Source organism: Streptomyces sp. NPDC001796, from assembly GCF_042892355.1.
In the GTDB taxonomy this organism is placed as follows: domain Bacteria; phylum Actinomycetota; class Actinomycetes; order Streptomycetales; family Streptomycetaceae; genus Streptomyces.
The window spans coordinates 225,369-237,220 of record NZ_JBIAUC010000002.1; the positions used below are offsets into that span (position 1 = coordinate 225,369).

12 protein-coding genes are annotated in these 11,852 nt (G+C 69.6%); 2 read left to right on the top strand and 10 right to left on the bottom strand.

Annotated features, from left to right (window positions below):
• The first annotated feature begins 34 nt into the window (after positions 1-34).
• Positions 35-448 (top strand): pyridoxamine 5'-phosphate oxidase family protein, encoded by a 414-nt coding sequence (locus ACFYZE_RS04505; protein WP_388988441.1) that lies wholly within the window; start codon positions 35-37, stop codon positions 446-448.
• Between the two features lie 160 nt (positions 449-608).
• Here the strand turns inward: ACFYZE_RS04505 and ACFYZE_RS04510 are convergent, their stop codons facing one another.
• A complete protein-coding gene (locus ACFYZE_RS04510; protein WP_200422238.1) occupies positions 609-944 on the bottom strand; it encodes a hypothetical protein in 336 nt (111 codons plus the stop codon).
• Entirely contained in the window at positions 941-1,099 is a 159-nt protein-coding gene (locus tag ACFYZE_RS04515) for a hypothetical protein (protein WP_200422237.1), read from the bottom strand. Before ACFYZE_RS04515 ends, ACFYZE_RS04510 begins: the two co-directional genes overlap by 4 nt.
• A gap of 155 nt (positions 1,100-1,254) precedes the next feature.
• Between ACFYZE_RS04515 and ACFYZE_RS04520 the strand changes: the two genes are divergently transcribed.
• The gene (locus ACFYZE_RS04520) at positions 1,255-2,265 is read left to right on the top strand and encodes a helix-turn-helix transcriptional regulator (RefSeq protein ID WP_388988445.1); all 1,011 of its coding nucleotides are present in this window, start codon (positions 1,255-1,257) and stop codon (positions 2,263-2,265) included.
• Positions 2,266-2,277: 12 nt separating this feature from the next.
• On the opposite strand, the gene ACFYZE_RS04525 is transcribed toward ACFYZE_RS04520, so the two are convergent.
• The 8 genes from ACFYZE_RS04525 to ACFYZE_RS04560 form a co-directional block, all read right to left on the bottom strand.
• Positions 2,278-3,315 (bottom strand): LuxR C-terminal-related transcriptional regulator, encoded by a 1,038-nt coding sequence (locus tag ACFYZE_RS04525; RefSeq protein ID WP_388988448.1) that lies wholly within the window; start codon positions 3,313-3,315, stop codon positions 2,278-2,280.
• A gap of 451 nt (positions 3,316-3,766) precedes the next feature.
• Positions 3,767-4,873: a sugar ABC transporter substrate-binding protein gene (locus ACFYZE_RS04530; RefSeq protein ID WP_388988451.1), complete on the bottom strand. Its 1,107-nt coding sequence runs from the start codon at positions 4,871-4,873 to the stop codon at positions 3,767-3,769.
• Positions 4,874-5,301: 428 nt separating this feature from the next.
• Positions 5,302-5,751: a heat shock protein transcriptional repressor HspR gene (locus tag ACFYZE_RS04535; protein WP_200422233.1), complete on the bottom strand. Its 450-nt coding sequence runs from the start codon at positions 5,749-5,751 to the stop codon at positions 5,302-5,304.
• Positions 5,752-5,755: 4 nt separating this feature from the next.
• Positions 5,756-6,922, bottom strand: coding sequence for a molecular chaperone DnaJ (gene dnaJ / locus ACFYZE_RS04540; RefSeq protein WP_388988454.1), 1,167 nt, complete (start codon positions 6,920-6,922; stop codon positions 5,756-5,758).
• Between the two features lie 39 nt (positions 6,923-6,961).
• Complete coding sequence (gene grpE / locus ACFYZE_RS04545) at positions 6,962-7,621, bottom strand: nucleotide exchange factor GrpE (RefSeq protein WP_388988457.1); 660 nt, start codon at positions 7,619-7,621, stop codon at positions 6,962-6,964.
• The gene (dnaK, locus tag ACFYZE_RS04550) at positions 7,618-9,465 is read right to left on the bottom strand and encodes a molecular chaperone DnaK (protein ID WP_388988460.1); all 1,848 of its coding nucleotides are present in this window, start codon (positions 9,463-9,465) and stop codon (positions 7,618-7,620) included. The genes grpE and dnaK overlap by 4 nt, the downstream gene beginning before the upstream one ends.
• 216 nt (positions 9,466-9,681) lie before the next feature.
• On the bottom strand, positions 9,682-10,284 hold the full coding sequence (locus tag ACFYZE_RS04555; RefSeq protein ID WP_388988462.1) for a low molecular weight phosphatase family protein: 603 nt from the start codon (positions 10,282-10,284) through the stop codon (positions 9,682-9,684).
• A complete protein-coding gene (locus ACFYZE_RS04560) occupies positions 10,281-11,756 on the bottom strand; it encodes a polysaccharide biosynthesis tyrosine autokinase (protein WP_388988465.1) in 1,476 nt (491 codons plus the stop codon). Before ACFYZE_RS04560 ends, ACFYZE_RS04555 begins: the two co-directional genes overlap by 4 nt.
• Positions 11,757-11,852 lie beyond the last annotated feature (96 nt).

The following is an 11,852-nucleotide window of genomic DNA, read 5'->3' on the forward strand; positions in this document are numbered from 1 at the left end:
CGCGCGGGAGAGGGAACGGCTAGGTTCCGGTTCCATGGCCACGTACTCCCAAGACCCCGGCGCACCCGATGCCGAGTACCTCAGGTTCTGGCGGGAAAGACACCTGTGCACGCTGACGACCCTGCGCCCGGACGGCAGCCCGCACGTCGTCCCGGTCGGAGTGACGTACGACCCCGAGGCGCGGCTGGCCCGGGTGATCACCAACAAGGCGAGCGCGAAGGTGGGACATGTGACGGCGGCGGGGCCCGAGGGGGCGCCGGTCGCGGTCTGCCAGGTGGACGGGCGGCGGTGGGCCACGCTGGAGGGGCGCGCGCACGTCTCGGCCGACCCCGGGCGGGTCGCGGAGGCGGAGCGGCGCTACGCCGAGCGCTACGGAAGGGTGCCGGCGCCGAACCCGTCACGCGTGGTGATCGAGATCGAGCTCTCCCGGACACTGGGACGCGGTTGATCGCCGGGTCGGCCACAACAACTGGTTTCGGCCACCGTCGGATCCGGATGATGTCCGGAGATGTCCGCCGAAAACTGCAGCGGCGTCACCGTGTTCAGGTCACGGTGACGCCGCTGCGGGGGGAAGCACCTGAGCGATTTGTTACGACGGGGGAATCGCGTCAGGCACTGCGGGGGGTGGCTGAGATGGTCCTCACTTCCGGGCTGTCCGCCTCGGACAGCCGGTGGTCACGCTGGTCCAGGTTCACAAAGATCATTCCGTACCGGATGGCGCACCGCACGGGCTGCGGCGCCCCCCGAGGCCGCCGCAGCAGCCGGTACGCCCGCACGTCCTCGTCCTCGTCACGGGTGACGACGACGGGCTCCCCGAACACGGTCACCATCAACGAGTCACCGCTGTGGGGGATGGCGGTGGCCAGGTCGATGAAGTGCCAGCCCGAGCGGTAGGCGGTGGCCATTTCCCGGCGGAAGGACCGGTCGTCGGGCGGGGTGGTCATGAGGTCGTCTCCGGCGCGGCGAGAGGCGCGCTCGCCCCCCAACCCGTGTCCGCCGGCGTCGCGACGATCCCCGTCGGCTCACTGGCACCCCAGCCGGTGTCCAGCTTGGCGACGCCGACCGCCTGCGCCGTCCCCGCCCCGGCACCGAAGACCACGGCCGCAGAGAAGGCAACGGCAAGCGCCGATCGAAGCATTCTCTTGTACATAGTCGGCTTCGTCCTCACTCAACGAGTTTCCTTCCCCCGTGCCACCAAGACGATGGCTCATTCAGGCACGTCAATGCCACAGGGTCGATGCATCATGTTCCTGCATGTTCAGGACCCTGGGGGGTGGAGATTTGCCTAATAACTATCCGAAAGGGACACATCCGCACGCGATTACCGATCTCTGTGAGGAGGGGACACAGCTTTATGCAAGCGCGTTGAGCACCGGCCGTATCGCCCGGTCCGAGATCAAGGACGCTCCCTGCCTCCTCGAGTTCGCGTTGCTGCACCCGGATCCTGACGACGAGAACTGGTTGCGGCCGGTTCCGCCCTCCGTCGCGCTCGCCCAACGGCTGCATCCGCTGGAGCGGGAGATCCTGGATCGTCGGCGGATGTCCATCGAACTGACCGAATCCTTCGAGCCGTTCATGGCGCTCAGCGCCCTGGCCCCTGCCCCCACCCATGCCATCACCGTGCTCGAGGGCTCCGACCGGATCAACGCGGCGCTCAATCTCGCCACGGCCGAATGCCGTCACGAGGTCCTGACCGTGCAGCCGGGCGGCGGACGCAGCGAGCACATCCTGAGGCAGGCCCTCGAGCGGGACCGCCCCCTGATGGAGCGCGGCGTGAGCATGCGCACGCTCTACCAGCACACCGTGCGCCACAGCCTGGGAACCATGGCGTACGTGGAGGTCATGTCACGCGGCAAGGTCGAGATCCGCACGCTGGAGGAACTCATAGGGCGGCTCATCATCTGCGACGAGACCGTTGCCTTCGTCCCGGCGCACGACGACCAGCAAGTGGCCCTGGAACTCCGCCATCCCGGCCTCGTCAAGTATCTGATCAAGGTTTTCGAGCACCTCTGGCGCCGCGCCACGCCCCTGCGCGAGGAAGTGCCCTACGAACCCGCCCGCGACGGCATCACCGGCGTCCAGCGCTCCATCGCCAAGCTTCTGGTGGAGGGTCACGTCGACGAGGCCATCGCCCGCCGGCTGGGGATGAACGTCCGCACCTGCCGGGCCCACATCGCCAAGCTGGCCCAGGCCCTGGGCAGCGGCAGCCGCGCCCAACTCGGCTACTTCATCGCCCAGTCGGGCCTCCTGGAGGAGGAGCACTGAAGCGCGAGAGCCCTACAGCTCGGTGGGGGACTCCGGAGCGCCCGGAGCGGTGACCCGCAGCAACTCGGGCGCGTGCGGCGGACCGTCCAGGCCGGCCTGGGCGATCCTCACCCCGAGCTGCGTACGGCTCGCCGCGCCCAGGGTCTCGGACAGCCGGGCGATGTGCGCGCGGCAGGTGCGGACGCTGATGCCCAGCCGTTCGGCGACCACCGCGTCCTGGTGGCCCTCGGCGAGCAGCGCCGCGATGGAGCGCTCCCGGTGGGTGATGCCGTCGATGCCCGTCTCGGGCAGCGGAGAGGTGAGCGGGATCGCCAGGCGCCACAGGCGTTCGAAGACGGTCACCAGGTACTCGATGATGGCCGGATGGCGCAGCTCCAGCGCGATCGTGCGGTCCGCGTTCGCGGGGATGAAGGCGACGGCGCGGTCGAACAGGATCAGTCGCTCGGGCACCTCGTCCAGGGTGCGCGCCTCGGCCGCGTCCCCCATCAGCTCCATGTAGGTGTGCAGCCCCTGCCCGTGCCGGGCGACATGCGTGTACAGGTCGCGCATGCGCACACCCCGCCGGCGCATCTCCAGCGCCCGCGGCAGGCCCTCGGCCAGTTCGTCCTCGCGGCGGATACCGCCCGGCTGCACGGTCAGCACCTCGGTCGTGCACTGTTCCGTCGCCTCGTCCATGGCCGCGCGGATCCGCGTCAGCCCGTCCAGCACACGGATCGCCACGCCCTCCTGCGAACCGTGTTCACGGCCGCCCAGCCCGGCGTACCACTCGACGGCGGCCACCGCCGTGCCGACCCGCGCCCGACTCGCGGAGACCTCCTCGTGCACACCGCGCAGCAGCCGGGTCATGACCTCCTGCGGTGCGGTGGGCACCAGCCAGTCCATGTCGTCGGGGTCGGGGTGCAGCAGCGCCAGTTCCAGCAGGCACGGCACCTTCGCGGCGTCGGCCCGGGGCACCCGGCCGCGACGCACGGCCCGGGAGTACACGCGGGTCCCGGCCTCGCAGAGCCGGTCAGCGCCGTGCGGATGCGCGTCCGTCCCGTGCCCGGCCATCTTCCACCCCTGGCTTACGACTCCCGGCTGCCGCGTCCCACGCGACGCGGCCCGCCGGCGACTCCCTCACGCACGCGGACGCGCGCCGTCCGCGCCACGCCCCGCACGCCTTCGCAGCGCAACTATGCGCGGACCCGCCCGCCACCGCAACACGGCTCCCCCGCCACAACACCCGCCCTTGCCCCGGAACATGCCGGTTTCGCCCCGCCTCCGGAACTTCCGCTGCACCAAGCTGACGGGGCCGTCGGCCGAACTACTCGATCCGGACAGGCCGCGACCCGCGCCCCTTCGGGGGCGCGGGTCGCGGGGGGGCACGGTCGGGGTCCGGACCGGCACACCGGCCGCCGGACACCCGGAAGGCGCGCCAGGCCTGCGCTGTCCGCACAGTGCGACCTCAGCCGCTACCGCGGCGGGCGACGCGACGGGTGACGAGAGGCCCTTTTCGGGGCTCTCAGTGCAGGCTGATCGCGGAGCAGTCCGCCTTGTACTTCGCAGTGCAGATGTCCTTGACGGTGTAGATGCCGTCCTGGATCACGGTGTCCTTGATGTTGTCCCTCGTGAGGGCGACCACCGGCACGAGCATCGACGGGATGTTCTTCTCCGTCGGGCTGTCGACATGGTCACGGGTCAGTGCGTCGAACTCGATCGAGCGGCCCTGGACCTTGGCCACGGCCATCTCCGCGGCGTTGTTCGCCTCGTCCGGGTACGACTTGTACACGCTCATGTACTGCTCACCGGAGACGATCCGCTGCACCGCGTCCAGCGCCGCGTCCTGCCCGGTCACGGGCGGGATCTTGCTGGCGCCCGCCTCCTTCAGCGCGTCGATGACGGCGCCGGCCATGCCGTCGTTCGCGGAGTAGACCGCGGCGATGTTGCTCAGCCCGACGGCCCGGATCGCCTCGGCCATGTTCGCCTTGGCGTTCTCCGGCTTCCAGTCCTTGGTGTCGAAGGACTTGACGATGTTGACCTTGCCCTGGAGCTCGCTGAGCGCGCCTTCCTTGAACTGCGCCGCGTTCGGGTCGGTGGGCGAGCCGTTCATCATGACGATCTTGCTGCTCGAGGCCTTGGCGCCGAGCGCGTCCGTGAGGGCGCGGCCCTGCACCTGACCGACCAGTTCGTTGTCGAAGGAGATGTACGCGTCGATGGGGCCCTGGGCGAGCCGGTCGTAGGCGATGACCGGGATGCCCGCGTCCTTGGCCTTCTGCACGCCCGGCGCGATGGCCTTGGCGTCGACCGCGTCCACCAGCAGCACGTCCACCTTGTCGGCGATCATCTGATCGAGCTGCTTGTTCTGCGTGGCCGCGTCGGCGTCGGCGTTGGCGTACAGGACCTTGCCCTTGTTGTCGGTGAGGGAGGCGACCTGCTTCTTGATGATGGGGTAGTCGAACCTGTCGTACCGCGGGTTCTCCTTCTCGGGCAGAAGGAGACCGACCGTGATGTCGTTGCCCTTCTTCGGCGTGGCGGAGCTGCTGCTGCCGCCGACTCCGTCGATGACGCCGCACGCGGCGAGCGAGACGGCCGACGCCGAGGCGGCCAGGGCTATGGCGGTACGACGCACAGCGGTCCTACGGGTGGTACGAACGTTCACATCAGGTGCCTTCCGGGCGAGGGAGCAGCGTTGCGACCCAGGTGGCTGAAAGCCAACGCGGGGACGGTGGGCAGCGTCAAGAACTACCGGTTAACGAGATGGCAACAGGATCACTGTGCGAGTCAAGTGAAAACCAAGAGAGCGTCGCGTGGGGGCCGCTTCCGGACCCCGGCCTGACGCCCGCTCGCCCCGTCACCTGGAGCGATCACGAACTGACGTACGGTCAGTTACCGTGCGCGGGGTCCCACTTCGGCCAAATCCGAAAAACGTGATCCGCATCACATGCCGACAGGCGGGTCTCATCGCCCTCGCTCCCGAAGAGTCAGCGAAGAGTGAAGTCGGTCCCGGCATGGCGAAGGGGCCCGCGGTGTCCCGCGGGCCCCTTCGCCATGTTCCATTCAGTCCTGCTGCTGCCGCTTCGGGCGCCACACCACCAGCGCGCTGGTCTGCTGGACCTCCTGATACGGCACCAGGTCACGGCGGTAGGACGCGTGGACGGCCGCCTCCCGCTGGCGCATGGCCGCCGCCGCGCCGTCGAGGGCGTCCTGAAGTTCCGCGACGCGGGACTGGAGCGCCGCGACCTGGTTCTCCAGTTCGATGATGCGCTTGATACCGGCCAGGTTGATGCCCTCGTCCTGCGACAACTGCTGCACCTGGCGGAGCAGTTCGATGTCACGGGCCGAGTAGCGCCGGCCCCGCCCGGCGGTACGGTCCGGGGACACGAGCCCCAGACGGTCGTACTGGCGCAGCGTCTGCGGGTGCAGTCCGGAGAGCTGGGCCGCCACCGAGATGACGTAGACCGGGGTGTCCTCGGTCAGCTCATACGGGTTGCGTCGACGGCCGTCCATCTGGTCATGCTCCCTTCGCGGCCTGGAACAGCTCCGCCCGCGGGTCCTCGCCCGCGGTTGCCTCGCGATACGCCTCCAGCGCGTCACGAGCCTTCCCCGACACGTCCTTCGGGACACTCACCTCCACGGTGACCAGCAGGTCGCCGCGAGTGCCGTCCTTGCGGACCGCGCCCTTCCCACGGGCGCGCATCGTACGCCCGTTCGGCGTGCCGGGGGGCAGCTTCAGCGTCACCGGGGGCCCGCCCAGGGTGGGCACCCGGATGTCGGCGCCGAGCGCCGCCTCCGCGAAGGTCACCGGAACGGTGACCGTCAGGTTGTCGCCCTTGCGACCGAAGACGGGGTGCGGATTGACGTGCACGACCACGTACAGGTCACCGGCCGGTCCACCCCGCTCGCCGGACGCGCCCTTGCCGCGCAGCCGGATGCGCTGCCCGTCGGACACGCCCGCCGGGATGCGCACCTGCATCGTCCGGGACGACTTGGCCCGGCCGCTGCCCTTGCAGACCTCGCACGGGTCCTCCGCGATCAGCCCGCGGCCCTTGCAGTCCGGGCACGGGTCGGTCAGCGAGAAGCCGCCGCCCGAGCCGCGCGCCACCTGCCCGGTGCCGACACAGGTCGGGCACACGCGCGGCGTGCCGTTCTTGTCGCCGGTGCCCGAACACGCCTTGCACGGTGACTGCGAGGACATGCGCAGCGGCACGGTCGCCCCGTCCACCGCCTCCATGAAGCTCAGCGTGACCTCGGACTCGATGTCCTGGCCGCGCCTGGGCTGCGTACGCGTGCCCGCGCCGCCGCCACGGTTGAACAGGCCCCCGAAGACGTCACCGAGACCACCGCCGAAGCCGCCCCCGGCGCCGCCCTGGCCGCCGAAGAGGTCGCCCAGGTCGAAGTTGAACGAGCCGCCCGCCCCGGGGCCGGGACGGAAGCCGCCGTTGCCGAACAGGGCGCGGGCCTCGTCGTACTCCTTGCGCTTCTTGGGGTCGCCGAGGACGTCGTTCGCCTCGGAGATCTCCTTGAAACGTTCCTCCGCCTTGGCGTTGCCCTTGTTGGCGTCCGGGTGGAACTCGCGGGCGAGCTTCCGGTACGCCTTCTTGATCTCGGCCTCGGTGGCGTCCTTGGGGACGCCGAGGACCTTGTAGTAGTCCTTCTCGATGAAGTCCTTGGTGCTCATCCCCGACGTCCCTCCTTCCCTACGCGTTCGTGGTGTACGTCAGCCCTCGTCCGGGCCACCGTTCTCCTTGTCGTCGCCCGCCTCGCCGGTCTCCTCGGCCTTGACCGTCTGCGCTCCCGGCTGCGGCTCGGCGACGGCCACCCGCGCGGGGCGGATGGTGCGCTCGCCGAAGCGATACCCGGGCTGCAGAATCGCCACGCATGTCGTCTCGGTGACGTCCGGCGCGTAGCTGTGCATCAGGGCCTCGTGGATGGTCGGGTCGAAGGGCTCGCCCTCCTTGCCGAACTGCTGCAGACCCATCTTCGCCGCGACGGTCTCCAGCGACTCGGCGACGGACTTGAAACCGCCCACCAGTTCGCCGTGTTCCCGCGCGCGGCCGATGTCGTCGAGCACGGGCAGGAGTTCGGTCAGGAGGTTCGCGACGGCGATCTCCTTGACCGTGATCCGGTCCCGCTCGACGCGGCGGCGGTAGTTCTGGTACTCGGCCTGGAGGCGCTGGAGGTCCGCCGTGCGCTCGCCGAGCGCCTTGCGCACCTGGTCCAGCTGGGCCACCAGACCGGCGTTGCTGTCGCTTGCGTCCCCCGCCGGGGCCGCCGCCTCCTCCGAAGAGGGGGAGGCGGCCTGCGGCTCGGCGTCATCAGGGGTGGCGCCGGAGGGGACGTCGGGCTTCTCCTCGAAGCCCGGGGTCTCCTCCGTCACGCGGCACCGTCCTTCCGCTCGTCGTCGACGATCTCGGCGTCCACCACGTCGTCGTCGGCCTTGGCCTCACCGGCGCCGGCCGAGGCACCGCCGGCGGCGGCCTGCGCGGCCTGGGCGTCGGCGTACATGGCCTGGCCGAGCTTCTGCGAGACGGCCGCGACCTTCTCGGTGGCGGAGCGGATCTCGGCCGTGTCCTCGCCCTTGAGGGCTTCCTTCAGCTCGCCGACCGCGGCCTCGACCTCGGTCTTGATCTCGCTGGGGACCTTGTCCTCGTTGTCCTTGAGGAACTTCTCGGTCTGGTAGACGAGCTGCTCGCCCTGGTTGCGGGCCTCGGCGGCCTCGCGGCGCTTGTGGTCCTCCTCCGCGTAGCGCTCGGCCTCCTCGCGCATGCGGTCGACCTCTTCCTTCGGGAGCGAGGAGCCGCCGGTGACGGTCATCTTCTGCTCCTTGCCGGTGCCGAGGTCCTTCGCCGTGACGTGCATGATGCCGTTGGCGTCGATGTCGAAGGAGACCTCGATCTGCGGGACGCCGCGCGGCGCCGGCGGCAGACCGGTCAGCTCGAACATGCCGAGCTTCTTGTTGTACGCCGCGATCTCGCGCTCGCCCTGGTAGACCTGGATCTGCACGGACGGCTGGTTGTCCTCGGCCGTGGTGAAGATCTCGGACCGCTTGGTCGGGATCGTGGTGTTGCGCTCGATCAGCTTGGTCATGATGCCGCCCTTGGTCTCGATACCGAGGGACAGCGGAGTGACGTCGAGGAGCAGGACGTCCTTGACCTCACCCTTGAGGACACCGGCCTGGAGCGAGGCGCCGATGGCGACGACCTCGTCCGGGTTCACACCCTTGTTGGCCTCCTTGCCGCCGGTCAGCTCCTTGACGAGCTCGGCGACGGCGGGCATGCGGGTGGAGCCACCGACCAGGACGACGTGGTCGATCTCGTTGATGGAGATGCCGGCGTCCTTGATGACGTTGTGGAACGGCGTCTTGCAGCGCTCCAGCAGGTCGGCCGTCAGCTGCTGGAACTGCGCCCGGGTGAGCTTCTCGTCCAGGTGCAGCGGGCCCTCGGCGGAGGCGGTGATGTAGGGCAGGTTGATCGAGGTCTCCGTGGAGGAGGACAGCTCGATCTTCGCCTTCTCGGCAGCCTCACGCAGACGCTGCAGAGCCATCTTGTCCTTGGACAGGTCCACGCCGTGGCCGGACTGGAACTGCTTGACCAGGTAGTCGACGATGCGCTGGTCCCAGTCGTCACCACCGAGGTGGTTGTCACCGTTGGTGGCCTTCACCTCGACGACGCCGTCGCCGATCTCCAGGAGGGACACGTCGAAGGTGCCGCCACCGAGGTCGAAGACGAGGATCGTCTGGTCGTCCTTGTCGAGGCCGTAGGCGAGCGCGGCCGCGGTCGGCTCGTTGACGATACGCAGGACGTTCAGACCGGCGATCTCGCCGGCCTCCTTGGTGGCCTGCCGCTCGGAGTCGTTGAAGTACGCCGGGACGGTGATGACCGCGTCGGTCACCTTCTCGCCCAGGTACGCCTCGGCGTCCCGCTTCAGCTTCTGCAGGATGAACGCGGAGATCTGCTGCGGGTTGAAGTCCTTGCCGTCCAGCGAGATCTTCCAGTCGGTGCCCATGTGGCGCTTCACCGAGCGGATGGTCCGGTCCACGTTCGTGACCGCCTGGCGCTTGGCCACCTCGCCGACCAGCACCTCGCCGTTCTTGGCGAAGGCGACGACGGACGGCGTGGTCCTGGCACCCTCGGCGTTGGTGATGACGGTGGGCTCGCCGCCCTCCAGAACGCTGACGACGGAGTTAGTCGTGCCCAGGTCGATGCCGACCGCACGTGCCATGGTGAATCCTCCAGCTGACTTGAGTGCAACAGGCTCAAGGATGCACGAGGGTCGGCGCGGCGTCAACAGAGCTGAGTCGGAGGGACTCAACTTTTATCCGGCGCGGCTCGGCAATCGGGGGATCACCGCAGGTGGCAGGGGTAAGGCTCGGGGGCGGCCCCGCGTCAAAGCCCAGTGACGCCCGAGCCCTGCAAGGACCCGCGGAGTCGCCATGGATCATGAAAGAGGAGAGTTTCCCTCTTCCGTACCGTTTCGTCCCCCCATCGATGATGCATCCCCCTCGCTCATGGCCCACAGCCGGGCCAGCCTGCTCACCGTCCCGTCGATCTCCCGGGCGCACTCGTACAGTGCCTGCCGGGGTCTGCCCAAGGGGTCCGGGATGTCGTCGTCGGCCGGCGGGACCGGGGCCGTGGCCCCCCGGCGGGCGGCGGCGGCCGCCACCACGGCGCCGAAGCCGCCCACCCCGCTGTCGCACTCGTCCGCGAGCCGCATGAACTCCCTCAGCGTGAAGCAGCGCCGCAGCGCCCACGGCGCGAGCCGCACGGCCGCCTCGCGGTGCTCGCGCGCGAGCCCCAGGACCAGCGCGGCGCTCGCGACGAGCTGCGTCGTGAGCGGGCGGGAGACGAACCCGGAGCTGTCAGCGCCCAGATCCTCCAGCACCGCCCTGGTGGAGTCCTCCATACGGGAGCGGTGCCACGCCTCCGTGCCGGCGCTCTCCGGCCGCAGAACCGAGCCGCGCGACAGCCTCGCCGCCAGCAACCGCTCGGCGAACACCGAACGGTGTACGTTGCCCGTGCAGACGAAGAGGATCCGGGTCATCGCCGACCGGTCACAGATGCGCCCGCCGGAGCCTGCGCCCGGGGAGCCGACGCACGGGGAGCGGGCAGTTCACCGTAGCTCCCGTAGCCGTAGGCGCCGTAGCGGCCGTAGCGGCCTGCCCTGGTGACCGGGGCCATGCTGAAGACGGTGCCGAGGACGCGTACGCCCACGCGCTCCAGCGACTCCGCGGCGGTACGGACCTGTTCACGGGTCGTCTTCGCGGCGCGCACCACGAGCAGCGCACCTTGCGTGAGCGAGGCGAGCCCGACCGTGTCGGCGACCGGCAGCAGTGGCGCAGTGTCGACGATCACCACCTCGTAGACGTCCGCCAGCTCGTGCAGCACCTCCTTCATACGGGCCGAGGCCAGCAGCTCCGTCGGGTTCGGCGGTACGGCGCCACTGGCGAGCACCGAGAGCCCGCCGGCGACCTCCTGAATGACGTCCTCGATGCGCGCCTGGCCGATGAGCACCGTGGTCAGACCGGCGTCCTGGACGAGACCGAAGGTCGAGGCCACACTCGGGCGCCGCAGGTCGCCGTCCACCAGGCAGGTGGAGACGCCCGCCTCGGCGAGCGAGAGGGCGAGGTTGACCGAGGTGTTGGTCTTGCCCTCCCCGGGCACCGAACTCGTCACCACGATGATCCGCGGCGGGTCGTCGACCTGGGAGAACTGCAGGTTGGTGCGCAGCTTGCGGAAGGCCTCGGCCCGCTTGGAGTGCCCGTCGGTGCTGACGAGCGGCCGCCTGGGGGCGTTGCGGTCGTACGGGATGGTTCCGAGGGCGGGCAGGGAGACGAACTCACCCAGCGCCTCGCCCGTCTTGAACGTCGTGTCCAGCATCTCGCGCAGTGCCACCAGCCCCGCGCCGAGCAGCAGACCGCAGAGCACGCCCGCGCCCAGGTTCAGCAGCGGGCGGGGCGAGACCGGAACAACGGGGGCGACGGCTTCCTGGGTGACACCGAGGGACACCGGGGAGACGGGCGCGTCATCAACACCCGGACGGTTCTTCTTGGACTGCTTCGTGACGACCGGACGCTTGGGCGTCTCCAGCCGCTCGACAACCGAAATGAACCGTTCCGCGACGGCGTTGGCGATGCGCGCCGCCCGCTGGGGCGCGGTGTCCCTGACGGTGATGTCGATGAGCACGGTGTTGAGGGGGGCGACAGCGGTGATCCGGGATGCCAGTTCCTCCGGCGTGCTGCGCAGCCCCAGCTGTTTCACCACCGGCCCAGTGACCTGACGGGTGGTCACGATTTCGGCGTACGACTGCACGCGCGCCTGCGAGAAGCTCTGACCCTGATTCAGCTGCGTGGAGTCGTCCCCGGTGCGGGTGGCGACGAAGAGCTGGGTCCTCGCCTCATAGACGGGGGTGCTCAAAATCGTCGCGCCGAGCGCGGCACCGACCCCGAGAACCAGACAGAGGACGACGGTCGGCCAGCGTCTGGCGAGAGCCTTCAGGAATCCGTGGAGATCCAAGCTGCACCCCTCATAGGACCGAGGGAACCGCCCGAAACGGGGCATTTTGTTCCCTTTGCACGCAGCGAAGATAGGGACTCGCGCGCTCGAACCGGG